Annotated in this window: 23 protein-coding genes; 9 read left to right on the top strand and 14 right to left on the bottom strand. The window is 66.8% G+C overall.

From position 1 onward, the window contains the following. The first annotated feature begins 221 nt into the window (after positions 1–221). A complete protein-coding gene (locus ACSQ9A_RS29285; RefSeq protein ID WP_436306455.1) occupies positions 222–1,925 on the top strand; it encodes a SpoIIE family protein phosphatase in 1,704 nt (567 codons plus the stop codon). Next, entirely contained in the window at positions 1,922–4,384 is a 2,463-nt protein-coding gene (locus tag ACSQ9A_RS29280; RefSeq protein WP_436306454.1) for a response regulator, read from the top strand. The genes ACSQ9A_RS29285 and ACSQ9A_RS29280 overlap by 4 nt, the downstream gene beginning before the upstream one ends. Positions 4,385–4,402: 18 nt before the next feature. Here the strand turns inward: ACSQ9A_RS29280 and ACSQ9A_RS29275 are convergent, their stop codons facing one another. Continuing rightward, the gene (locus ACSQ9A_RS29275; RefSeq protein ID WP_170855733.1) at positions 4,403–4,561 is read right to left on the bottom strand and encodes a hypothetical protein; all 159 of its coding nucleotides are present in this window, start codon (positions 4,559–4,561) and stop codon (positions 4,403–4,405) included. Positions 4,562–4,591: 30 nt separating this feature from the next. On the opposite strand from ACSQ9A_RS29275, the gene ACSQ9A_RS29270 reads away from it, so the two are divergent. After that, positions 4,592–4,741 (top strand): hypothetical protein, encoded by a 150-nt coding sequence (locus ACSQ9A_RS29270; RefSeq protein ID WP_170855734.1) that lies wholly within the window; start codon positions 4,592–4,594, stop codon positions 4,739–4,741. On the opposite strand, the gene ACSQ9A_RS29265 is transcribed toward ACSQ9A_RS29270, so the two are convergent. Then, positions 4,735–5,463 (bottom strand): Crp/Fnr family transcriptional regulator, encoded by a 729-nt coding sequence (locus ACSQ9A_RS29265; protein WP_436306453.1) that lies wholly within the window; start codon positions 5,461–5,463, stop codon positions 4,735–4,737. The two genes, ACSQ9A_RS29270 and ACSQ9A_RS29265, sit on opposite strands and share 7 nt — an antisense overlap. A gap of 137 nt (positions 5,464–5,600) precedes the next feature. On the opposite strand from ACSQ9A_RS29265, the gene ACSQ9A_RS29260 reads away from it, so the two are divergent. Continuing rightward, positions 5,601–6,476, top strand: coding sequence for a hypothetical protein (locus ACSQ9A_RS29260; protein ID WP_436306452.1), 876 nt, complete (start codon positions 5,601–5,603; stop codon positions 6,474–6,476). A 33-nt stretch (positions 6,477–6,509) separates the two neighbouring features. Next, positions 6,510–7,010, top strand: coding sequence for a universal stress protein (locus ACSQ9A_RS29255; protein WP_436306451.1), 501 nt, complete (start codon positions 6,510–6,512; stop codon positions 7,008–7,010). Positions 7,011–7,036: 26 nt separating this feature from the next. Here the strand turns inward: ACSQ9A_RS29255 and ACSQ9A_RS29250 are convergent, their stop codons facing one another. From ACSQ9A_RS29250 to ACSQ9A_RS29240, 3 genes are all read right to left on the bottom strand, one after another. Continuing rightward, positions 7,037–7,321, bottom strand: a complete 285-nt coding sequence (locus ACSQ9A_RS29250) for a hypothetical protein (protein WP_436306450.1) — start codon at positions 7,319–7,321, stop codon at positions 7,037–7,039. A gap of 77 nt (positions 7,322–7,398) precedes the next feature. Continuing rightward, positions 7,399–7,776: a YbaN family protein gene (locus tag ACSQ9A_RS29245; protein WP_436306449.1), complete on the bottom strand. Its 378-nt coding sequence runs from the start codon at positions 7,774–7,776 to the stop codon at positions 7,399–7,401. Positions 7,777–8,048: 272 nt separating this feature from the next. Further along, positions 8,049–8,324, bottom strand: coding sequence for a hypothetical protein (locus ACSQ9A_RS29240; RefSeq protein WP_436306448.1), 276 nt, complete (start codon positions 8,322–8,324; stop codon positions 8,049–8,051). On the opposite strand from ACSQ9A_RS29240, the gene ACSQ9A_RS29235 reads away from it, so the two are divergent. From ACSQ9A_RS29235 to ACSQ9A_RS29220, 4 genes are read left to right on the top strand one after another with little or no spacing between them, the layout of a single operon-like run. Beyond that, entirely contained in the window at positions 8,323–8,766 is a 444-nt protein-coding gene (locus ACSQ9A_RS29235; RefSeq protein WP_436306447.1) for a group III truncated hemoglobin, read from the top strand. The two genes, ACSQ9A_RS29240 and ACSQ9A_RS29235, sit on opposite strands and share 2 nt — an antisense overlap. Beyond that, positions 8,763–9,407, top strand: coding sequence for a hemerythrin domain-containing protein (locus tag ACSQ9A_RS29230; RefSeq protein ID WP_436306446.1), 645 nt, complete (start codon positions 8,763–8,765; stop codon positions 9,405–9,407). Before ACSQ9A_RS29235 ends, ACSQ9A_RS29230 begins: the two co-directional genes overlap by 4 nt. Positions 9,408–9,437: 30 nt before the next feature. After that, positions 9,438–9,827, top strand: a complete 390-nt coding sequence (locus ACSQ9A_RS29225) for a cupin (RefSeq protein WP_436306445.1) — start codon at positions 9,438–9,440, stop codon at positions 9,825–9,827. Beyond that, positions 9,824–10,225 carry a ribonucleotide reductase subunit alpha gene (locus ACSQ9A_RS29220; protein WP_436306444.1) on the top strand — a complete coding sequence of 134 codons (402 nt, stop codon included), beginning with the start codon at positions 9,824–9,826 and terminating at the stop codon, positions 10,223–10,225. Before ACSQ9A_RS29225 ends, ACSQ9A_RS29220 begins: the two co-directional genes overlap by 4 nt. Before the next feature lie 23 nt (positions 10,226–10,248). On the opposite strand, the gene ACSQ9A_RS29215 is transcribed toward ACSQ9A_RS29220, so the two are convergent. From ACSQ9A_RS29215 to ACSQ9A_RS29175, 9 genes are all read right to left on the bottom strand, one after another. Beyond that, a complete protein-coding gene (locus tag ACSQ9A_RS29215; protein WP_436307725.1) occupies positions 10,249–11,457 on the bottom strand; it encodes an NAD(P)H-dependent flavin oxidoreductase in 1,209 nt (402 codons plus the stop codon). Positions 11,458–11,614: 157 nt separating this feature from the next. Then, the gene (locus ACSQ9A_RS29210) at positions 11,615–12,343 is read right to left on the bottom strand and encodes a carbonic anhydrase (protein WP_436306443.1); all 729 of its coding nucleotides are present in this window, start codon (positions 12,341–12,343) and stop codon (positions 11,615–11,617) included. 19 nt (positions 12,344–12,362) lie between these two features. Next, positions 12,363–13,187, bottom strand: coding sequence for a peptidylprolyl isomerase (locus ACSQ9A_RS29205; protein ID WP_436306442.1), 825 nt, complete (start codon positions 13,185–13,187; stop codon positions 12,363–12,365). A 20-nt stretch (positions 13,188–13,207) separates the two neighbouring features. Beyond that, complete coding sequence (narI, locus tag ACSQ9A_RS29200; RefSeq protein WP_093110344.1) at positions 13,208–13,942, bottom strand: respiratory nitrate reductase subunit gamma; 735 nt, start codon at positions 13,940–13,942, stop codon at positions 13,208–13,210. Continuing rightward, positions 13,939–14,634: a nitrate reductase molybdenum cofactor assembly chaperone gene (gene narJ / locus ACSQ9A_RS29195; protein ID WP_436306441.1), complete on the bottom strand. Its 696-nt coding sequence runs from the start codon at positions 14,632–14,634 to the stop codon at positions 13,939–13,941. The genes narI and narJ overlap by 4 nt, the downstream gene beginning before the upstream one ends. Before the next feature lie 2 nt (positions 14,635–14,636). After that, the gene (narH, locus tag ACSQ9A_RS29190) at positions 14,637–16,169 is read right to left on the bottom strand and encodes a nitrate reductase subunit beta (protein WP_436306440.1); all 1,533 of its coding nucleotides are present in this window, start codon (positions 16,167–16,169) and stop codon (positions 14,637–14,639) included. Beyond that, on the bottom strand, positions 16,166–19,984 hold the full coding sequence (locus ACSQ9A_RS29185; RefSeq protein WP_436306439.1) for a nitrate reductase subunit alpha: 3,819 nt from the start codon (positions 19,982–19,984) through the stop codon (positions 16,166–16,168). The genes narH and ACSQ9A_RS29185 overlap by 4 nt, the downstream gene beginning before the upstream one ends. A 27-nt stretch (positions 19,985–20,011) precedes the next feature. Beyond that, positions 20,012–21,664, bottom strand: coding sequence for an MFS transporter (locus tag ACSQ9A_RS29180; protein WP_436306438.1), 1,653 nt, complete (start codon positions 21,662–21,664; stop codon positions 20,012–20,014). After that, positions 21,661–22,950 (bottom strand): MFS transporter, encoded by a 1,290-nt coding sequence (locus tag ACSQ9A_RS29175; protein WP_436306437.1) that lies wholly within the window; start codon positions 22,948–22,950, stop codon positions 21,661–21,663. Before ACSQ9A_RS29175 ends, ACSQ9A_RS29180 begins: the two co-directional genes overlap by 4 nt. Positions 22,951–23,021 lie beyond the last annotated feature (71 nt).

Raw genomic sequence — 23,021 nt, 5'->3', positions numbered from 1 at the left:
GCTCGCTGGCGGCGCGCACCCGACGATCTGATGTCAAGCGGCTGATGACGATCGTTGGCGCGTCCCCTTCTGCCGTCCTTCTCGAGGCAGCCCCGCGCTGAGCCGGCTGCCACATCCGAACGCGATCGCGGCGCCGCTGCCTGTGCGTCAGTGGCTTGCCATCGCGCCCGCCGGCTCGGAGAATTCTTTCTTGCACGGCACACTCGCCGCTAGGGGATGTGATGAACCTCGACCCTGTCCCTCCCGTCGCGCTGGTGGTAGACGACGAGCCGGTGGCCCGACTGATGGTGAAGCTGGCTTTGGAAAGCTTCGGCTGCGCTCCGGTCCTGGAGGCTGCCGACGGAATCGCGGCGCAGGAGGTCCTGCGGGAGCACCCGGACGTCGCCCTGGTGCTGACGGACATCATGATGCCCCGGATGGACGGCCTGGAATTGCTGCGCTGGGGACGCGAGGCCGTGCCGGACACCATGTGGATCGTCCTTTCGGGGCTGGAGACCTTTGACTCGGCGGTGGCCGCGATCCGGCTGGGAGCGTTCGACTTCCTGCCGAAGTCGCCGCGCTCGGAAGAGATGGGGGTTGCGGTGCGCAACGCGCTGGAGCGGCGGCAACTGCTGGCTGAACGCGAGCGGTTGCACCGGGAGCTACAGCGCAAGGTCTGCGAACTTCAGGAGACCTCCGCAGTGCTGCGCCGCGACCTCGAGCGGGCGGAGGTGATCCAGCGCGCCTTGCTGCCGCGCAGCCCGCCCCCCATGGAGGGCTATTGCATCCAGGCGGTCTACCGCCCGGGGCAGCATGTGGGCGGCGACCTCTACGACGTGGTCCGGCTGGGCGAGCGGCACCTCGCCTTCTACCTGGCCGACGCCACCGGCCACGGGGTCACCTCGGCAATGCTCTCGGTGCTGTTCAAGCAGCGGCTGGTCCTGGTGGACCCGGCGACGGGCCTCGCGCTGCCGCCGGCGGAGGTATTGGCCGCGGTGAACCGCTCGATCTGCGAGACGCACGCCGCGCCGGGACTGTTCCTGACGGCCGTCCTCGGCCTGCTGGATACGTCGGATGCGAGCCTCACGCTGGCATCCGCGGGCCATCCGCCCGTGCTGCACGCACGCGAGGGCCGGGAAACGCGCCTGATCCGCCGCACGGGGCCCGCGCTCGGGCTGGCGCCGGACGCGCACTTCGCGCAGGAGCGTCTCCAGCTCCTGGCGGGCGACCGGATCCTCCTCTACACCGACGGACTCCTGCCCTCCGGGTCGGAGCGCGAGCTGGAACTGCTGCAGCAGGTGCTTGCCAAGCCGCTCTCCAGTGCGCAGGAGGCGATGGCGCAGCTTCACGGTGACGCGCCGGCGGGAGCGGACCGGGATGACGTGACCATCCTGCTCATCGACGCGCACGCGGGCGCCTCCTCGTTCGACAATGGCGCCGAGCTCCCCGCGGCTGCCGCTTCCGGCGCCCCGCGGCCCGAGGGCGAGGCGGTGTTCTACGGCGAAACAGTCGATGCCGCCTACCTTGCGCTGCGCGGCCGGGCCAGCTGGATGCATTGCGATGCCTTCCATGAAACGGCCCTGGCCGTGCTGGACGGGGGACGCCCCCTGGTGCTGGACTTCTCCGGCTGCCAGTACATGGACAGCACCTGCCTCGGCACGGTGCACGAGCTGGTCGCCCGGGGCGGCGTGGTGCTCGCGGGGGTGACACCGGCCGTGCACGCCCTGTTCGAGGAACTGAGCATGCAGCAGGTGGTGGCCGCGATGCGCGAGGACATTCCCGCCGCGCCCGAGCTCTACGCGCTGGGTACGGGGGGCGACCAGGCCGTGGTGCAGAAGCGGATCCTGCAGGCGCACGAGGCCCTCTCCGCACTGAGCGAACGCAACCGCGAGGAGTTCAAGGACGTCGTCGAGTCGCTGCGTGGCGAACAGGACGGGCCGAGATGACCGCTGCCATCCGCGTGCTGCATCTCGAGGACGACCCGGCCGATGCGGAGCGCATCCGGGGCAGGCTGCAGGACGAGAACCTTGGCTGTGACATCGTGTGGGTGCAAACCAGGGAGGACGTCGTCTCCGCCCTGCAGCGGCAAACTTTCGACCTGGTGCTGTCCGACTACGAAGTCGGCGGCCTGGAGCTGCTGCGCCAGGTGCAGCAGCAGCCGGAGCTTCCGCTGATCGTGATTGCCACTGCGTTGACCGAGGACGAGGCGGTGGATTGCATGAAGGCCGGCGCCACGGACTACGTGCTCAAGCAGCGCTTGCGGCGCCTGGGTTTCTCGATTCGGCGCGCGCTCGCCGAACAAAGGCAGAGAGCGGCGCTGCGCCGGGTGGAAGATGACCTGCGTGCCCTGAACGCCGACCTGGAGGCGCGCGTGCGCCTGCGCACCGCCGAACTGGAAACAGCCAACGCGTTCCTGAACTCGGTGATCCATCACATTCCCTATCAGGTCATGGTCAAGGACGCCACCGACTTGAAGGTCGTCCGCGTCAACCGCAGCATGGAGGAGATGACGGGGCGCAGCCAGCAGGAGTTGCTGGGCAAGACGGCTTACGAGTTCGTCAGTTCCAAAGAGGAGGCCGACTTCTTCACGGCCAAGGACAAGGAAGCGCTGGCGCTCGGCCGGGAAGTGGACATCCCCGAGGGCACCCTGCATACGCGCGATGGCAGCGTGCACGTCCTCCACGCGAAGAAGATCCCGATCCTCGACGAGGCCGGCCAGCCGCGCTACGTGCTGACCATGACGGAAGACGTGACGGAGAGGAAGAAGAAGGAGCGTGAAATCGAGCGGCTGAACGCGGCCCTGGCGCAGCGCAGCTCGGAGGTGGAAGCCGCCAACCGCGCCAAGGGCACCTTCCTGGCCACTATGAGCCACGAGATCAGGACGCCCATGAACGGCATGCTGGGCATGCTGGAACTCCTGAGCCTGACCGAGTTGGACGCCGAGCAGCGCGAGACGCTCGGGCTGGTGCGGGAATCGAGCCGGTCGCTGCTGCGCATCATCGACGACATCCTCGATTTCTCGAAGATCGAGGCCGGCAAGCTGGAGGTCCGCCCCGAAGTCGTCTCGATCAAGCGCTTGATCGAGGAGGTGCAGAGCATCTATCTGGGCAATGCCAGCAGCAAGGGCCTGGTCGTCCGGCGGATGGTCGACCCGCGCATCAGTGCGGCGCTGCGGGTCGATCCGGTGCGCCTGCGCCAGATCCTCAACAACTTCGTCAGCAACGCGATCAAGTTCACCTCCGAGGGCTGGATCGACATCAACGTGCAATGGCTGGGGCGCTCAGACGGACAGGACAACCTGCGCTTCGAGGTGAAGGACACCGGCATCGGCATCTCGCTCGAAGACCAGCAGCGCCTGTTTCAGCCGTTCAGCCAGGCGGACGGTGACGAGGCGCGGCGGCGGCCGGGTGGCACCGGCCTGGGGCTGGTCATCTCCCGGCAGCTGGCGCAGATGATGGGCGGCTCGATCAGCCTGGAAAGCGCGCCGGGCAAGGGCACGACGATCACCCTGGAACTGTCGCTGCCGGTCGCCGAGCCCCCGCCAGGCAGCGACGCCGACAGCGCACGCCCTCTTCCGGCGGCCACGGCCATGCGCCGCATGGCGCCCGGCACCGCGCAGGCCGAGACGGAAGGAACGTTGGTGCTGCTGGTGGATGACCACCCCGTCAACCGCATGTTGCTGCTGCGCCAGGTGCGAACGCTGGGCTATGCCGCCCAGACCGCCGATGACGGCGTCCAGGCCCTGGAGATGTGGAAGTCGGGTCGCTTCGGACTGGTCATCACCGACTGCCACATGCCCCACATGGACGGCTACGAACTGGCGCGCAGCATCCGCGCTCTGGAATCCGACGCGGGGCGCGAGCGCGTGCCGATCGTCGCCTGCACCGCCAACGCGCTGCAGGGGGAGGCCGAGGCCTGCTTCGCCGCCGGCATGGATGCCTTCCTGGTCAAGCCGGTGGAACTGGCGCAGCTGATCGAAAAGCTCGATCGATGGCTGCCGCTTCCCCAGGCCCCCTCGCCGCCCGCCGCTCCCGCCGGCTCAAGCCCGGAGGCCGCCCCCTGCGTCAGCCCGATCGACGAGGCGCTCCTCACGGCGACATGCGGTGGCGACGCGTCGATGGTGGGCGAGGTTCTTGCGGCCTTCCGGCGAACCTGCGAGGACGACTCGGCCGGACTCAGGCAGGCGGTGGCCGTCGACGACGTTGCCCAGGTCACCCAGTTCGCCCACCGCATGGCGGGCGCCAGCAAGATGGTCGGGGCGCTCGCGTTCGCGGCCGCATGCGAGAACATCGAGCGCGCCAGCCGCATCGGCGATTGGAAGGCGGTCCTCGCCGGCATGTCGGCGTTCGAGCAGGAACGGATGCGCCTGGCCGCTTATTTCGAGGGGCGCAAGGGAACGTCTTGACGGGCAAGTCCCTTCCGTTCAAAAACGTTTGCCGCATTCGCCAGTCACGCTGTCTCCGGACGACGATCCGGGTTGTGAAGGAATGGCGCGGTCGCGCCTCCACGGGAAACCGAAATTGACAAGCGCCGCCTCATGGATGCGCTCGCAATACGGACCTTCACCGCGGTAGAGCGCCATTTTCCGATCTCGAGCTTGTAGACACGTTCTGTGCGCACGCGGCTGCCCAGCCTGCCGATGCTGCTGATGTTCGGCTATTCGAGCGGACTGCTCGACGAGCCGCTGGGCTGGGACCTGCCGCGCAAGCCCTACACGCGCAGCGAACTCGAGCGTGCGCGGGTCCTGAGCGCTGCTCAGTGAAGCGCCACGACGCTCGGCGGCGCGACGGCGCGCATGAAGCCCGTCAGCGCCTCGACCTGCGGGATATGGATGTCGCGCCGACCCTTCTCGGTGAAGCGGATCACGTCGCCACGCGCCAGTCGCGACAGCGCACGGCTCACGCTCTCCAGCGTCATGCCGAGGTAGTTGCCGATCTCGGCGCGCGTCATGCGCAGCGTGATCTGGTCGGTGCGCAGGCCGCGCTGTGCGAGCGCGTCGGCCCAGTAGCGCAGGAAACCGGCCACGCGGGCGTCGGCGGGCAGCGTGCACAAGGACAGCATCGAATCGTGATCGCGCGTGAGTTCGCGGCTCATGGCCTCATGCAGCGCGGTCAGCAGCGCGGGCGTGCGAAGGGCTGCCTGCAACAGCGCGTCGTAGCGGATGGCCCAGACCTCGCCGGTGTCCATCGCGACCGCGTCACAGCCGTACTGGCCGGCCGCGATGCCGTCGAGGCCCAGCCAGTCGCCCTTGAAGTGCAGGCCGACCACCTGTTCACGCCCCTCTCCGGAGAGGTTGACCATCTTGAAGAAGCCCGAGTTCACGACGTAGAGGCAGCCGAACTTCTGTCCCACCTGGTAGACCGTGTCGCCTGCGCGGACGATGCGCCGCTGGATCGGCAGGCTGTCCTGCAGCAGTTGCAGCATGTCGGCGATGCGCCGGACGGCACGCCGGTTGTCTTGGAGAGCGCTTGTCGCTTCGGTCATCACTTGTTCCTCGCAGATCGATGGCTTGAAGCTTAGAAGGCCACTGCAACAGCAGCGCCAATGCGGTCGCCCCCTCGGTAACAGTGGGTGAATGCTTGGTATCTGGCCGGTATCGACGGCTGCAGGATGACGGATTGTTGACGGCGATCAAGGCCTCGATCGCAGCAGGCAATACCTTCGCTGATGTGGAATCCGTTCTCTCCATTCCTTCTCACCGCGGGTGCGCCGGCGAGCCGCCGGCCGCGGAAGACATCCTGGCGATCTTTGCGGCCGCCCGGCGCCTGCGCGAGGACGCCCGAGCTGGCACGATCGGCAAGCCGCTGCACGGCAAGAACCTGGCGCTGCTGCTCGACACCCCGCCCGGCGAGGAGACGTCGGCCCTCCATCGCGCCGCGCAGGAACTGGGCGCGCGGGTTTCCGAAGTCCGGTTCACCGATCCGGCCGGCTCGGCGTCGGCAAAGGACGATCTTCGCGGCCTGGCCCGGATGCTGGGGCGCATGTACGACGCCATCGACTGCGGAACGCTGGCTCCGGCCTCCGTGCGCCAGATCGAGCAGGAGGCGGGCGTCCCGGTCTACGAGGGACTGGGCCTGGACCATCATCCGGCAAGGGCGCTGGCGGATCTCATGACGCTCTGCGAGCATCGGCCGGCGCCAGGCGCATCGATCCGGCTCCTCGGCGACCCGACGACGGCGCGGGCACGCGCCTTCCTGCCGGCTGCGCGGGCGATGGGCTTCGAGATGCGCACCGAAGAACGCCCGCAAGCGGGATCGGAGGACGCGACCTTCGTGGTCGATGCGACCCATGGTCCCCACTGGTCGCTATGCGGGCCGGCCGGCCCGCTGGACGTGCTTCGGTGTTCGGAAAACCATCGCTGCATGATGCAAACCGAACTGCTCGAGACGATCGTCAAAGTCAATTCGGGCGCGCTCGCGGCGGCCCGGACTCAGGGGTCCTCCCGCGCCGGTTCTTGCGCCATATCAAGGCACGAATCCTCGCTCCTTCGATACTGATGGCTCCTTCACCTCGCTCAAGAGGAACTCGCCATGCACAAACGGATTCTGGTTCTCATCGACGGGAGTCCGGCTTCCAAAAGAAGCTTGGACGAGGCCATCGATATCGCAAGGACCACCAGGGGCCTGCTGCGGCTGGTTCACGTGGTGGACGATCTCTCGCTCGCGCGCAGATCCACCGATACGGACACCTGGCTGGGTACGCTGCACAATTGGGGGCGGGAGATCCTTGAAGCAGCGAAAAAAGCTGCCGAGGCTCGCGGTGTGCATGCGGATGTGATGCTGTACAGCGACTTTGCCACTCCCCTCGCCGACGCTGTCGCATACGAAGCAAGAATGTGGCCGGCAGACCTCATTGTTCTGAGCACGCCTGGGCGTTGCGGGCGGTGGGCGATGGGCAGCGATGCAGAGCGCTTCCTGCGAACGTCAACAGTTCCCGTGATGCTGGTTCCCGAGCCGGTCGAAGAAGCTGTCGACAAGCGCTCCTCGACCAGGCAACAGGCAGCTCTCGCGCCAGCGCTTGCATTCGAGTGACGAGACCGATGGCTGGCTCGACTGTCTCAGCCCCCGGCGTACCGTTTCACCTTCACTGCCGTCTGGTTGCACTTCCGGTCGGGGCGACACCGCGCGTTGCGACCGCTCGGAACCTTCTGACCTTCGGCTGCAGGCCCAAGGCCGATGGCAACCCGGACCACGAACCGGGCTTCCGGGTACTCGGAGATCAACGGGTCATCCTTCATCACGGACGTCTCTGTGCTGATCCGCAGGCGGTTGGGCTTCTCGAAGTCTATGAACAGGATCCCGACCTTTGGATTGACCAACACGTTGCCCATGGACAGGTACATGCCGTTCCCCAAGCCCGCATTTGACGTACATCAATCGTTGCCGTCGGCAGACCGCGCCGCCGCTGCGGCCAACGCGTTCACGGCTCGGGTCGTTTCCACAGCCAGATCGCAATCACCGCCATGAGGAGCGGCGCTGCGACCTTCACGACGATCGGCGCGTCGGTGACGAGCAGCACGGCTGTGCTGAAGAACATCATCCAACTCGCGGCCCACTTCGCGCGGCGTGACACCGCACCCCCCTGTCGCCAGCGCCGGATGGACTCGCCGTAGCGCGGGTGGTCGAGTAGCCAATGCTCCAGCGCCGGCCAGCCGCGTCCGCCCGCCCAGGCGGCCGCAAGCAGAAATGGCACCGTCGGCAGAACGGGTAGAAAGACGCCGAGCAGGCCCAGAGCGACAAGTACCAAGGCCAACACCCGCCAAAGCAGCCTTGCGATGGCACCCTCGAGCCGCTTCAACGAGCGAGCCCTCTGGAGCGATCTGCCGGGAACTGCGAAGGAGGCACCTGCGAATGGTAGGTCAATCGCCCCTCGACATTGGCTGCTTGCCCGCCTCGGCGTGCAGCTGAGTGTGATCTGCGGCGGCGCTCACCGATCTGAGATGGCGCGATCCACCCGTGGCCGATTCGATCCGCACAGCGGATGCCCGGCAGAAAGCTTGCTTCAAATCAAAGACGCAACGGCTTGGCCGCGCTAGGCTGGAGTGCCGGTGCTGAACAGCCCGCCAGGATTCAAGGAGGTGTGGGATGTGCATGGAAATATTGCTGAGGCTTGCGAACGCGCAGCTTCCATTCACGACAGCCAGCCCGTCCCAGATCGACAAGGTCCGACTGCTGGAAGCGGCGGGCTACGTCAATGCTTTCATTGCGCCAGTGCACATCGACCCTGACGACTGCACAAGGCAGGACCCGGCCAAGGTCTTCGAGGTCACCGCCCGCGGCCGGCAAGCGCTGAACCAGGGTTCCATCGCGCACGATCTCCCATTCGAACGCGGCGAGTTCCATCATGCCGGATCCTGACCTTTGTACCGAAGAGGACGTCGTCCGCCTGGTCCATACCTTCTATTCAAAGCTGCGCGACGACGCGATGCTCGCTCCGATCTTCGAATCGCGAATCGTCGACTGGGACCGGCACTTGGCGAAGATGGTGGACTTCTGGTCGTCTGCCCTGAGAGGCACCGCCCGCTACAGGGGCGCGCCAATGCCCAAGCATGTTGCATTGCCGGGGCTCACGGCGCAGCTGTTCCACCGCTGGCTCGCACTGTTTCGCGATACCACGCAGGCATTGGGCAACGCAGATCTCCAGGAACGGGCCGACGACCTTGCACACCGCATCGCCGGGAGCCTCTGGTATGGATATCAGGCGCGGCATGGCGCCGACCACCCGGCAGTGGGTTGCGAGCTCGCGGCAGAACGCCACAGTCGAAACACAAGGGAGACCGCGCCATGACGCACCCCAGCCTGACCATCATCCGCCACGAACACCGGGCGCTGTCGGCGATGCTGCGCTCGATCACCCTGCTCCTCGGTGAACATCGGCGACGGGGCACGCTGCCCGACTTCGATGCGCTGCAGGCCATGCTGTTCTACGTCGACGAGTTCCCGGAGAAGCTGCACCACCCCAAGGAGAGCCGCCTGCTCTTTCCCAAGCTGCGCGGGCGCAACGCGCAGACCGACGCCGTGCTCGACCGCCTTGACCGCGACCATGCGCGTGGCGAGCAGGCGATCCGTGAACTCGAACACGCGCTGCTCGGATTTCGGATGATGAGTGGGACCGATCAGGGTGAAGCCCGCCGGGACAACTTCGAGACCTTGATGAAGCAGTACGCCGACTTCTACCTCGATCACATGCACGTCGAGGAGGCCGAGATCTTGCCGCTGGCCGAGACCGTGCTCAGTGCCGACGAATGGGCCGAACTCGACGCGGCGTTCCTAATGAACCGCGATCCGCTCGCAGGCTACGAGGCCGATGAGGCCTACCGGCCGCTTTTCAAGAAGATCGTCGGCGCGCTGCAGAATTCGGGCGGCGTCGGCTCGGTGCTCGAAGCCTTCGCAGGCGCCGCGCTGCCGACGTTCTCGCCGCGCCATTGACAATACACCGCGCGCCCTTGAGGAGATTCCATGGCCCTTCCCCATGCCCGAGCCCTCGACGTGATCGACATCAGCCCGCTGGGCGACCAATTGCCCAGGGCCGTCACGACCAGCCTGATCAAGACGCCCGCCTTGCAGCTCATGCGCATGGTCTTGCGCGCCGGCGCGGACGTACCGCAGCACAGTGTGTCCGGCGCGATCACCGTGCAGTGCCTGGAAGGCGAAGCGACAGTCAGGACGCCCTCGCGCGCTTGCCATCTCGCCGCCGGCCGCCTGGTGGCGCTCGAGGGAGGCGAACCGCACGCGGTGCACGCGTTGACGGACGCTTCGCTGCTGGTCACGATCCTCCTGCACACGGGGCAACCGGCCGTCCCAGGCCAGCGCCTCACCCATTTCCCCGACACCGAAAGCCCGCCATGATTTCAAGCTTCGACGACCTGCTGCGTTTTGCGCGCGCACAGGCACAGCCGCAGCGTCTGCTGTTCGTCTTCGCAGCCGCAGGCCTGCCGGACCACGCGACGCCCGAGCAGCGCGAGCGTTTCCAGTCCGGTCAAGGCGGCACGCTGACGCCGCTGATGTGCGTGGACAAGGCGCCCGACGAACTGGGCTCTTTCGAGGCGCTGCGCGAAGAGTCGCAGCAGTTCGGCCAGGCCTGGGACCTCGTGTTCGCCGCCGCGATGTCGGGCAGCGCGGGCCACGGGCCGACCAGCGCCCAGGCCGAAGTGCCGCTGCAGCGCATGGTCGAGTCGATCAAGTCCGGCGGTATCGCCGGCTTCATCGCCTTTGACGGCGCAGGCCAGCCCGTGCAGCTCGAATGAGAGAGCGCTGTCGCTCCGTCCGCTCAGGACGCGTTGACGCCGAGCGAGGGCGCGGCCTCGTGCGGCGTCAACAGCCGAGCCAGCAGCTCGCGCACGCTGCGGATCTGGTCGCCGAACGGAAGCGCGCCCACGCCGCGGAAGAACAAGCCCTTCTTCACGTCGCCGCGCAGGGCGGCAGCCAACTGGGTGTCGATGCAGAACTGGCCCCAGCCGGCCAGCCCGTCGCGCAACCCGCATTGCGCCAGGCAGTCGAAGGCGAGCGTGCAGCGCGGCTTGACGTGCGCCACGCTCTGCAGCTTCGCCTCGGCCTTCAGGTAGCCTTTCAGCCACCGGGTTGCCACGGCGCGCGCGGGCAGGCCGGCCACGCTCGTGAACTCGACCATGTCCTCCTCGCGCGCCTGAGCCAGCACGCGCTTGAATTCGGGGTGCGCGTCGCACTCCTGCGTGACGGCAAAGGGCGTGCCGAGCTGCACGGCGGCGGCGCCCAGCGCCTGCACGCGCGCGACATCTTCGAAGCGGCGGATGCCACCGGCCGCGATCAGCGGGATCTCCTTCTCGATTCCCGCCGCGCGCAGGAATGTGAGCGTTTGCGGGATGACGTTCTCGAAGTCGAAGCGCGGGTCGGCCAGATCGGCGATCTTCGCGGCGCCGAGGTGGCCGCCAGCCAGCCGCGGGTGTTCGATCACGATCGCATCGGGCAGGCGCTTTCTGCGCTCCCACTTGCGAACCAGCAGCTGCACGCCGCGCGCATCCGAAAGGATGGGCACGAGCAGTGCGCGGGGGTGGTCCTGCGCGAGCTCGGGCAGGTCGAGCGGCAAGCCGGCGCCGACCACCACCGCATCGATCCCGCATTCGAGCGCGCGCGTCACCGACGGGCTGTACTCGCCCACCGCGCGCATCACGTTGATGGCGAGCAGGCCGCGCCCGCCCGAGCGCTCGCGCGCGGCACGGATCTCGCGCGCCAGCGCTTCGAGATTGGCCGCGTTGATGGCTTCCTTGGCATGGCGCGTGGCGGCCTCTCCCGGCTGCAGGTCGCGGGTGCGCTCCATCAGGTCCGGATGATGGCGCCGCAGGTCGACGGACGAGATCGTGCCCATCGCGCCGAGCGCGGCGACGCTGCCGGCGAGGCGATGCGCCGACACGCCGACGCCCATGCCGCCCTGGACGATCGGCAGGAGGGTTCGCTCACCCAGACGCAGCGGTCTCAGGCCGCATTCGCGCAGCAACGCCATCAGTTGAGCGGCGGTGTCGGCGGTGTCGCCGGTGTCAGGGATGGGGTCGAGGTGGGTGGCAGTGGTCATTGCGGCCGCGGCAAAGCGCGTGCGCGCCGCGTGTGTGTTGAAACCCCTGCACGGTAGTGCTTCGCTGCGAACGTGGTGTTGACGAAGGTCAACCTTGCGCCGCGCTGCGCCGCGCCGGCGCCAGTGCTTCGTCGATCTCGTTGAAGATGCTGGTGCCGCTGCCATCGTCGACCGGCGCGTGGTCGAACGGGCCGGTGCCGCTGTGGTCGGCGTCGGACGCCGGCACGAAGCTTCCGCTGCGCAGGTCGAAGACATGGACCTCGCCCTCCTCGATCACATAGTGCCAGCCGTGCAGCGCGAGCCGGCCGGACTCGACGCGCTCGCGCACCATCGGGTAGCCCATCAGTCGTTCCAGCTGCAACACGACGCAGCGCTGCTCGGTGCGACGCAGCGCCTCGGGCGTCACCCGCACCGGCAGTACGGCCTCGCGCGCGAGGTCGAGCCAGGCCGCGAGGTTGGTCGCCTGCGGCACGTTCTCCTCGTACAGCGCCCGGATGCCGCCGCAATGGCTATGGCCACAGACGACGATGCGCTCGACGCCGAGCCGGAGCACGGCGAACTCGATCGCGGCAGCCGTTCCGTGGTAGCCGGCGGAGCCATCGTGCGGCGGCACCAGCGCGCCGACGTTGCGGACGATGAACAGCTCGCCGGGCCCGGTGCCGGTCAGCAGGTAGGGCACGAGGCGCGAATCGGAGCAGCCGATGAACAGGATGTTCGGATGCTGGCCGTCGCGCACCAGGCTTTGGAACCGGTCCTGCACACCGGGAAAATAGTCGTCGTGGAAGCGCCGTAGCCGCTGCAGCAGGTCGTCGGGCATCGCGCACCCGCCTGCGGCGCTACTGGACCAGCGGCGTCTCGGCCGCATCGAGGTCCACGCCCTCGACCGTGGCCTGGCCGGCCAGCAGCTGAAGGCACTGGCGCAGCGCCGTCACATAGGTCTGCTGGCGCAGCGCCATCGCGACCGCGCCGCGCACCGACTCGAAGGGCTGCGGCTCGCCGCCCTCGCGCTCCAGCACCTCCACCACGTGCAGGCCGAAGCGACTGTGCACCAGGCGCGGCAGAACGCCGACCTCGACATGACCGAAGATCTCCCGAGCGAACTCGGGGGCGCAGTCGTCCGGTGTCAACCACCCCAGCTCACCCCCGTGCTCACCGCTCGGACAGTTGGACAGCGCGCGGGCGGCCCGCTCGAAGCCGGCGCTGGCGCCGCCACTCGCCTTGCCGTCGTGGCAGCGGACATCGAGCAGGCAGGCCTCTGCGCGGTTGCGCAATGCCACCACGTCCATGCCCAGCGTCACTGCGAACAGGACATGCCGCATCCGCACGCGCTGTCCCGTGCGGTAGCGCGCCGGGTGCGCCGCATGGTGGCGCCGGCAGGCTTCCTCGGACGGCTCGGGCAACTGCAGTTCGCGTTCCAGCCAGGCGTCGATGGCCTGCGAGGCGGCTTCGCTGAGCACGCCGTCGCCGGGCGCCGCGTCCGTGGATGGCAGCAGTCCGCCGTGGATGGCTGCCTGACGCAGCAACTCGGAACACGCGCGCTGGCGCAGTTCCTCGATCGACAGGGCTTCGGCCGCGCCGTGGAGGGCCACGCCATTGATGCGCGCCACCCGGGGCGCGATGGCGTGGGGCGCGGCGCCGAGATTGACAGTATCGACATTCATGAAGGTATGTCTCCTGGAGCTCATGCGCCGGCGCGGGGCTCACGCGGCTGGTTGTGGCCAGCCGGCACGTTCAGCCGGCGGCTGCGCACGACCTGGTGTGAGCGGAACAGGAATCGGACCGTCCCGAAGCCACTCCACACATGCACCAGGCGGCTGAACGGGAACAGCAGGAAGATCGTCATGCCGAACACGATGTGGAACTGGTAGGGCCACGGCAGGGCGGCCAGCGCGGTGGCATCCACCGGCCGCAGCGTGACGATGCGCTGCGCCCAGTCCGCCAGGATCAGCATCACGCTGCCGTCGGCATGCTGCCACGAGAACGGCAGCGTGATCAGCCCGACCACGAGCTGCACCCACAGCACCACCAGCACCGCGATGTCCGTGGGATGGCTGGTGAGGCGGATGCGCGGATCGAACACGCGCCGGTGCAGCAGCAGCGTCAGGCCGACGAAGCACAGCGCGCCCGCGATGCCGCCTGCCACGACGGCCAGCATCTGCTTGGTCGCCGCACTCATGAAGATGCCGTAGACGCTGTGCGGCGTGAACAGCCCGACCATGTGACCGAAGAACAGGAACAGGACGCCGAAGTGGAACAGGTTGCTGCCCCAGCGCAGGCTGCCGGCCCGCAGCATCTGGGAAGAGTCGCTCTTCCAGCTGTACTGGCTCTGGTCGAAGCGGATCAGGCTGCCTATCACGAACACCATGAAGCAGACATACGGATAGACCTGGAAGAGAAAACCATACACGCCTGTCATGACGATGCTCCTTGTGTCACGTGGCTCTTGCGCACGATGTGAATGGGTTGCGCCTGGCCTGGCTTGGCCTGGCCCTTCGACGAGCAGCCGTCGAACACGACCGGTTCGGCCCAGCTCTCGTCGAGCGCCTCCTCGGCCGGCGGCTTGACCGGTTGTGCCTTCTCGCCGGCCAGTTCGAGCAGCGCGCCGAGCACGCTCGCGTAGGGACTGTTGCGGTGCTGCAGTGCGCCGAAGATGGCATTCAGGATGTGCGCCATCTCACCGAGAAAGGCTCGTGCCTCGCGCACCGGTTGCGTGGAGACAAACTCCAGCACGGCCGGCAAGTAGTCGGGCAGCTCGCCCTCGGCCAGGATCAGGCCGGCCTTTTCGTAGGTCTGTCCCAGATCGATCATTGCCGGGCCGCGCTCGCGCGAATCGCCGTGCACATGCTCGAACAGGTGCAAGGAGGTGCCACGACCCCGGTCGAACAGCTCGACATAGTCGGATTCAGCCTCCAGGGCGTCGGCACGCCACAGCATGTCCATCAGCGCATCGAGCTCGGCAAGGCGCGAAGGCGACAGCGCACGCTCGTCCTGCAGCAGCTCGCGCATCTCCGGCAGATCGCTGCGCAGCCGCCCATCGGGGTAGCCGAGCAGCGCCGCGAGCACGCGCAGGCTCTTCGTCATCGGGCGCGGGGAGTTCAGTGCGAACATGGTCAAACCTCCGCCCGGATGGGAATCGTGCGCTTCTTCTCGCTGCCAAACAGGCTGACTTCGCTGGTTCCTTCCGAGCATCCGTTGCCGAACGTGAAGCCACAGCCGCCGCGCACATTGAAGGTGTTCTCCGCGTATTCGCGGTGGGTCGTGGGGATCACAAACCGGTCCTCGTAGTTGGCGATCGCCATCACCTGGTACATCTCCTCGACCTCCGCCTGGCTGATGCCGACCTGCGCCAGCACGGCCTGGTTGATGCGCCCGTCGACATGCTTCTCGCGCTGGTAGGCGCGCATGGCCAGCATGCGTTCGAGCGCCTTCACGACGGGCACGGTGTCGCCGGCGGTCAGCAGATTGGCCAGGTACTTGACCGGAATGCGAAGCTGGTTGACGTCGGGGATCTCGCCGTTGCTGCCCACATGCCCCGCGTTGGCCGCGGCGCTGATCGGCGACAGCGGCGGCACGTACCAGACCATCGGCAAAGTGCGGTATTCGGGATGCAGCGGCAATGCCACCTTCCATTCCACCGCCATCTTGTAGACCGGGCTATTGCGCGCGGCCTCCATCCACTTGTCGGGGATGCCGTCGAGGCGCGCCTGCGCGATCACCTTCGGGTCGTTCGGGTCGAGGAAGATGTCGAGCTGCGCCTGGTACAGGTCGCGGTCGTGCTCGACGCTGGCGGCCTCCTGGATCCGGTCCGCGTCATACAGCAGCACGCCCAGGTAGCGGATGCGGCCGACACAGGTCTCGCTGCACACGGTCGGCTGGCCGGCCTCGATGCGCGGGTAGCAGAAGATGCACTTCTCGGCCTTGCCGCTCTTCCAGTTGTAGTAGATCTTCTTGTACGGGCAGCCGCTCACGCACATGCGCCAGCCGCGGCACTTGTCCTGGTCGATCAGCACGATGCCGTCTTCCTCGCGCTTGTAGATCGAGCCCGACGGGCACGACGCGACGCACGCCGGGTTCAGGCAGTGCTCGCACAGCCGCGGCAGGTACATCATGAAGGTGTTCTCGAACTGGCCGAGCATGTCCTTCTGCATCTGCTCGAATCCATCCAGATTCTTGTCCTTGCTGCGCCCGGAAAACTCGCCACCGAGAATCTCCTCCCAGTTCGGACCCCACACGATCTTGTCCATCTGCTTGCCGGTGATCAGGCTGCGCGGACGGGCCGTGGGCGTCGCCTTCATCTCCGGCGCCGACTGCAGGTGGCCGTAATCGAAGGTGAAGGGCTCGTAGTAGTCGTCGATCTCGGGCAGGTTCGGGTTGGCGAAGATGCGCATCAGCAGCTTCCACTTCGCCCCCTGCCGCGGCTCGATCGCGCCGTTGGCCTTGCGCACCCAGCCACCGTTCCACTTGTCCTGGTTCTCCCACTCCTTCGGGTAGCCGATCCCGGGCTTGGTCTCGACATTGTTGAACCAGGCGTACTCCATGCCGGGGCGGCTGGTCCAGACGTTCTTGCAGGTGACGGAACAGGTGTGGCAGCCGATGCACTTGTCCAGGTTGAGCACCATGCCGATCTGTGCGCGGATCTTCATGCGACTTCTCCTTGGGCCTGCACGGGGCGGATCAGTTCATCGGCGACCGGCGTGTCGAGCCAGTCGATCCTGTTCATCTTGCGCACCACGACGAACTCGTCGCGGTTGGTGCCGATGGTTCCGTAGTAGTTGAAGCCGTAGCTGAACTGCGCGTAGCCGCCGATCATGTGGGTGGGCTTGAGCACGATCCGGGTCACCGAGTTGTGGATCCCGCCGCGCGCGCCGGTGATCTCGGAGCCCGGCGTGTTCACGATCTTTTCCTGCGCGTGGTACATCATCACCATGCCCGGCTTGACGCGCTGGCTCACCACCGCGCGCGCCGCGATGGCGCCGTTGAGGTTGAACAGCTCGATCCAGTCGTTGTCGACGATGCCCACGCGCTTCGCGTCGTCCTCGCTGATCCACACACAGGGCCCGCCGCGGCTGAGGGTCAGCATCAGCAGGTTGTCGGTGTAGGTCGAGTGGATGCCCCACTTCTGGTGCGGCGTGATGAAGTTCAGCGCGATCTCGGGGTTGCCGTTCGGCTTGACGCCCTGGATCCCTGCGGTGGTCTTCAGGTCCACCGGCGGGCGGTAGCTGGCAAAGCCCTCGCCGAACGCGATCATCCACGGATGGTCCATGTAGAACTGCTGCCGTCCGGTCAGCGTGCGCCACGGAATCAGCTCGTGCACGTTGGTGTAGCCGGCGTTGTACGAGACGGTCTCGCTCTCGATGCCGCTCCAGGTCGGCGAACTGATGATCTTGCGCGGCTGCGCCTGGATGTCGCGAAAGCGGATCTTCTCGTCCTCCCGGTGGATCGCCAGGTGCGTGTGATCGCGCCCGGTCTGCTTGCCCAACGCCTGCCAGGCCTTCACTGCCACGTGACCGTTGGTCTCGGGCGCCAGCATCAGCACCACCTCTGCGGCGTCGATGTCGCTCTCGATCTTCGGCATCCCGCAGGTGACACCGGGATCGGTGACGAAGCCGGCGAGTTCGCCGAGCTGCCGCACTTCGGTTTGCGTGTTCCAGCCGATCCCCTTGCCGCCGTTGCCGGCCTTTCCCATCAGCGGTCCCAGCGCCGTGAAGCGCTTGTAGACATTGGGGTAGTCGCGCTCGACCACCTGCAGGTTGGGTGCGGTCTTGCCCGGCACCAGCTCGCACTCCCCGCGCTTCCAGTCGCGGACCTCGAAAGGCTGGGCCAGTTCCGAGGGGCTGTCATGCATCAGGGGCGTCAGCACCAGCTCACGCTCGACACCGAGATGGCCGACGCAGACCTCGCTGAACTTCCTGGCAAAGCCCTTGTAGATGTCCCAGTCGCTGCGCGACTGCCAGGCCGGGTCCACCGCCGTGGACAGCGGGTGGATGAAAGGGTGCATGTCGCTGGTGTTGAGGTCGTTCTTCTCGTACCAGGTGGCCGTCGGCAGCACGATGTCGCTGTAGAGGCAGGTGGTGCTCATGCGGAAGTCGAGCGTCACCAGCAGATCGAGCTTGCCTTCGGGCGCCTTGTCGTGCCACACGACCTCTTCGGGCTTCGCCTCCTCTGCGCCGAGGTCCTTGCCCTGCACGCCGTTGCTGGTGCCGAGCAGGTGCTTGAGGAAGTATTCATGGCCCTTGCCGCTGGAGCCCAGGATGTTGGAGCGCCACACGAACATGTTGCGCGGCCAGTTGTCCGGGTGGTCGGGGTCCGTGCAGCTCATCTTCAGCGAGCCATCCTTCAGCGAACGGACCGCGTAGTCCTTCGGATCGATGCCGGCAGCCTGCGCGTCGCGCACCACCTGCAGCGGATTGGTCTGCAGCTGCGGCGCGCTGGGCAGCCAGCCCATGCGCTCGGCACGCACGTTGTAGTCGATCATGCTGCCCGCGTACGCCTTCTTGTCGGCCAGCGGCGAGAGCACTTCTTCCATGCCCAGCTTCTCGTAGCGCCACTGGTCGGTGTGCGCGTAGAAGAAGCTGGTGCTGTTCATCTGGCGCGGCGGGCGGATCCAGTCGAGCGCGAAGGCCAGCGCGGTCCAGCCGGTCTGCGGGCGCAGCTTTTCCTGGCCCACGTAGTGCGACCAGCCACCACCGCTTTTCCCGATGCAGCCGCACATCATGAGCATGTTGATCACGCCGCGGTAGTTCATGTCGCTGTGATACCAGTGGTTCATCGCCGCGCCGATGATCACCATCGACTTGCCCTGCGTCCTGTGCGCGTTCTCGGCGAACTGGCGTGCCACCGTGATCAGCTGCGCGCGCGGGGTGCCGGTGATGCGCTCCTGCCAGGCCGGCGTGTAGGGGGTGTCGTCGTCGAAGCTGCTGGCCGCCAGCTCGCCGCTCAGCCCGCGCGCCACGCCGTAGTTCGCCACCTGCAGGTCGAACACGGTCGCCACCAGCGCGTCTCGCTGCTCGCCTGCCTTGCCGAGCGCGATGCGCCTGACCGGCACGGTGCGCACCAGCACCTCGGCCTGCTCGTTGCCGGGGAAATGCTCGCTGACAATGCCGCCGAAATAGGGGAAGCCGACCCGAGCGGTCTCGGTGCTCGGCTGCTCGCCCTCCAGCATCGACAGCCGAAGCTTCACCTCGTGGCCGTGGCGCGCCTCCTTGGCCTCGAGGTTCCACTGCCCTTCGTCCGCGCGTCCGTCAGGCCCCCAGCGGAAGCCGATCGCGCCGTGCGGCAGCACCACCTTGCCCTCGTCGTCGAAGGCGACGGTCTTCCATTCCGGATTGTTGGCCTGGCCGAGCTTGCCGTTGAAGTCCGAGGCGCGCACATAGCGGTCGGGCACCATGACGACTTCGCCGCCGGGCAGCTGGTGTTCCTTGAGCATCACCAGCATCGGCATGTCGGTGTAGCGGCGCACGTAGTCGTCGAAGTAGGCACTGCGCTCGCGGCCGCCATCGGGAAAGTAGAACTCCTTCAGGATCACATGGCCCATCGCCATTGCCACCGCCGCGTCGGTGCCCTGCTTCGGGTGCATCCAGATGTCCGCCAGCTTGGCGACCTCGGAATAGTCCGGCGTCACCGCCACTGTCTTCGCTCCCTTGTAGCGCACCTCGGTGAAGAAGTGCGCGTCCGGCGTGCGCGTCTGCGGCACGTTGGACCCCCAGGCGATGATGAAGCTCGAGTTGTACCAGTCGGCCGATTCGGGCACGTCGGTCTGCTCGCCCCAGACCTGCGGGCTTGCCGGCGGCAGGTCGCAGTACCAGTCGTAGAAGCTCATGCACACACCGCCGATCAGGCTGAGGTAGCGGCTGCCCGCGGCGTAGCTGATCATCGACATGGCCGGGATCGGCGAGAAGCCGATGATCCGGTCGGGGCCGTGTTTCTTGATCGTGTAGACGTTGGCCGCGGCGACGATCTCGTTGACCTCGTCCCACGACGAGCGCACGAAGCCGCCGAGGCCCCGCACCTGCTGGTAGTCGCGGCGCTTGGCATCGTCCTCGACGATCGACGCCCATGCGTCGACCGGGTCGTGTGCGACGCGCGCCTCGCGCCAGCTCTTCAAGAGCCTGCTGCGCACCATCGGATACTTGACGCGGTTGGCGCTGTACAGGTACCAGCTGTAGCTGGCGCCGCGCGCGCAGCCGCGCGGCTCGTGGTTGGGCATGTCCCAGCGCGTGCGCGGGTAGTCGGTCTGCTGGGTTTCCCAGGTGACGATGCCGCCCTTGACGTAGATCTTCCACGAGCACGAGCCGGTGCAGTTCACGCCGTGGGTCGAGCGCACGATCTTGTCGTGCGCCCAGCGATTGCGGTAGGCATCTTCCCACGTGCGATCTTCGCCGGTGGTGACGCCGTGGTCGCCGGAGAAGGACTCCCTGGGCTGGCTGAAATAGCTGAGACGGTCTAGGAAATGGCTCATTGGAGGGTCTCCGGAAAATTCAATGGCTCAGGGGTTCTTCACGTACGCGTTGGCGCGCAGGTAGAACCACCAGTTGAGAATGAGGCACAGGGCGTAGAACGCCGCGAAGCCGTACATGGCGAGCTCGGGCGTGGCGGCCTTGATCTGGGCGCCGATCACTACCGGTGCGATGAAGGCCCCGTAGGCCGCCACGGCCGAGGTCCAACCGAGCACGGGGCCGGCCTGCTGGCGGTCGAAGATCACGCCGATGGTGCGGAAGGTCGAGCCGTTGCCGATCCCGCTGGCGGTGAACAGCACCACGAACAGCACCATGAAGATCAGGAAGTACTGCTCGGGCGCGGCCGAGCGGTAGGCCAGCAGCATCACGTAGCCCACCGCCGTCGAGGCGAGCACCATCACCGCCGAGATGATCTGGGTGACGATCGAGCCGCCGATCTTGTCCGAGATCCAACCGCCCAGCGGCCGCATTGCCGCGCCGACGAAGGGCCCGATCCAGGCGTAGGTGAGGGCCGAAGGCGCATTCGGGTTCTTCAGCACGTGCTGCATCACGCCGGTCGCGTCGGGTACATGGCTGACACCGAAGATCACCGTGATGGCCAGCGGCAGCGCCATCGAGAACCCGATGAACGAGCCGAAGGTCACGATGTACAGCAGCGTCAACGCCCAGGTGTGCCGGTTGCGGAAGATCTCGAACTGCTTGGCAATGCTCTCCTTCATCGGGCCGAACGCGGTGAGCTTGAGCACCAGCAGCGTGCTGACGATGATCAGCGGCATCGCGACCCACATATTCAGCACCCCAAGGCCGGTGGGCGGCGGCAGGTACAGGTACAGACCGAGGCCGGCCGGAACGAACGACAGCGTGTAGAGCCAGATGATCTTCAGGAAGGCGACGATTGCGCCGCCCGTGTTCGGCGAGACGGTCTTCAGGTTGTTCATGCCGAACCAGCACAAAGCCGCCAGCGGCACCAGCGACAGCAGCCAGGCGAAGCCTGCGTTCTGGATCCAGGTGGGCGTGCCGGCCGCGATCTTTCCGAAGATCCAGCCGCTGTCCTTGACGAGCGTCATCGGTTCGCCACCCAGCGCGCCGAACAGTCCGACGGTCATGACCAGCGGAATGACGATTTGCATGCTCGTCACGCCGAAGTTGCCCAGGCCGGCGTTCAGCCCCAATGCCGTTCCCTGCAGGCGCTTGGGAAAGAAAGTGCTGATGTTGGACATCGAGCTTGCGAAGTTGCCGCCGCCCACGCCCGACCACAGCGCCATCAGCTGGAAGGACCACAGAGGCCAGTCCTTGTGCTGCAGCACGATGCCGGTGCCGATGGCCGGCGCCAGCAGCATGGCGGTGGTCAGGAAGATGGTGTTGCGGCCACCCGCGAGGCGAATCAGGAACGAGGCCGGAATGCGCATCGTCGCGCCGGCCAGCCCCGAGATCGCGGTGAGCGAGAACAGCTCGGCCTGGCTGAACGGAAAGCCCAGGTTCAGCATCTGGACCGTGATGATTCCCCACATGCCCCAGATCGCGAAGCCGCACAACAGGCTGGGCACGGAGATCCACAGGTTGCGGTAGGCGATGCGCCGGCCGGTGGACGCCCAGAAGGCCTCGTCCTCGGGGCGCCAGTCGGCGATGTCGGCGCCGTTCGTGGGCCGCACCGGAGCCTTGGTTTCGATGGTGGTGTTCATGCGGGTTCCTGCAAGGAGGGGGAAGCGCTGCGGCCGTCGAGGCTGAAGGCGTGGGCGTGCCGGCCCATGACCTCGGTGCCGCGCACCTCGGTCCAGTACATCCAGATCAGCGACACCCAGACCACGCCGTACATCAGCATGAAGGCGCTGGAGCGGATGCCGGTGAAGTCCACCAGCGCGCCGAACATGATCGGCAGCACGAAGCCGCCCAGCCCGCCGGCCAGGCCGACGATGCCGCTGATGGTTCCAATGTTCTCGGGGTAGTCGTCGGCGATGTACTTGAACACCGAGGCCTTGCCGAAGGCGAAGGCGATGCCGAGCAGGAACATCAGGGCGGTGAAGGCGTAGACGTTCAGGCCGAGATGAAAGGTCTTGGGGCCGGTGATGGTGACGATGGTGAAGTCGGTCTGCGGGTAGCTCAGCAGGAACAGGCAGATCCAGCTGACCCACATGACCCACCAGGTGACCGAATGCGCGCCGTACTTGTCGCTCAGCCAGCCGCCCACCGCGCGCAGCACGCCACCCGGCAGCGAGAAGCACGCGGCCAGCAGCGCCGCGGCGCGGATGTCGAGGCCGAACTCACCAATGTAGTACTGCACCATCCACAGGCTCAGCGCCACGTAGCCGCCGAACACGATGCTGTAGTACTGGCAGTACTTGATGACCTTCGGGTCCTTCAGCGCGCGCATCTGGTCCGAAAAGCGGGTGTGGCTGGGCACGCAGTGCGCCGGGTCGCTCGCGCTGAAGATCCAGAACACCAGCAAGGTTCCGAGCATGACCGCGGCATAGACCTGCGGCACCATGGCCCAGCCGAAGGCGACGACCAGCGCCGGCGCGATGAACTTGTTGACCGCCGCGCCCGAGTTGCCGGCGCCGTAGACGCCCATCGCGAAGCCCTGGCGGTTGTTCGGGAACCAACGCGCCACATACGGCGTGCCCACCGAGAACGAGCCGCCGGCCAGGCCGACGAACAGGCCGATGACCAGGAAGTGCCAGTACGCCGTGGCGTAGCTCATCAGCCAGATGGCGGGCACGGTGAGCGCCATCAGCAGCGCCATCACGATGCGCCCGCCGTACTTGTCGGTCCAGATGCCCAGGGGCACGCGGATCAGGGAACCGGTGAGCACCGGCGTGGCGGTCAGCAGGCCGAACTCGGTGGCGTTGAGACCCAGCGTCTTCTTGATCGGGATACCGATCACGCCGAACATCATCCAAACCATGAAGCACACCGTGAATGCCAGCGTGCTGACCATCAGCACCGCCAGTGCCTGGCTCTTCTTGCTCATGACGAAGTCCGCTCGTTGCTCATGAACCGACTTTAGGAAGCATCGGCGCTTTGCGACATCCTTCGGTGGGA

The sequence above is a fragment of the Variovorax sp. LjRoot290 genome, from assembly GCF_964253985.1.
In the GTDB taxonomy this organism is placed as follows: Bacteria; Pseudomonadota; Gammaproteobacteria; order Burkholderiales; family Burkholderiaceae_C; genus Variovorax.
Note: the sequence above shows the minus strand (reverse complement) of the source record. Positions and strands in the feature narration are given on the sequence as shown.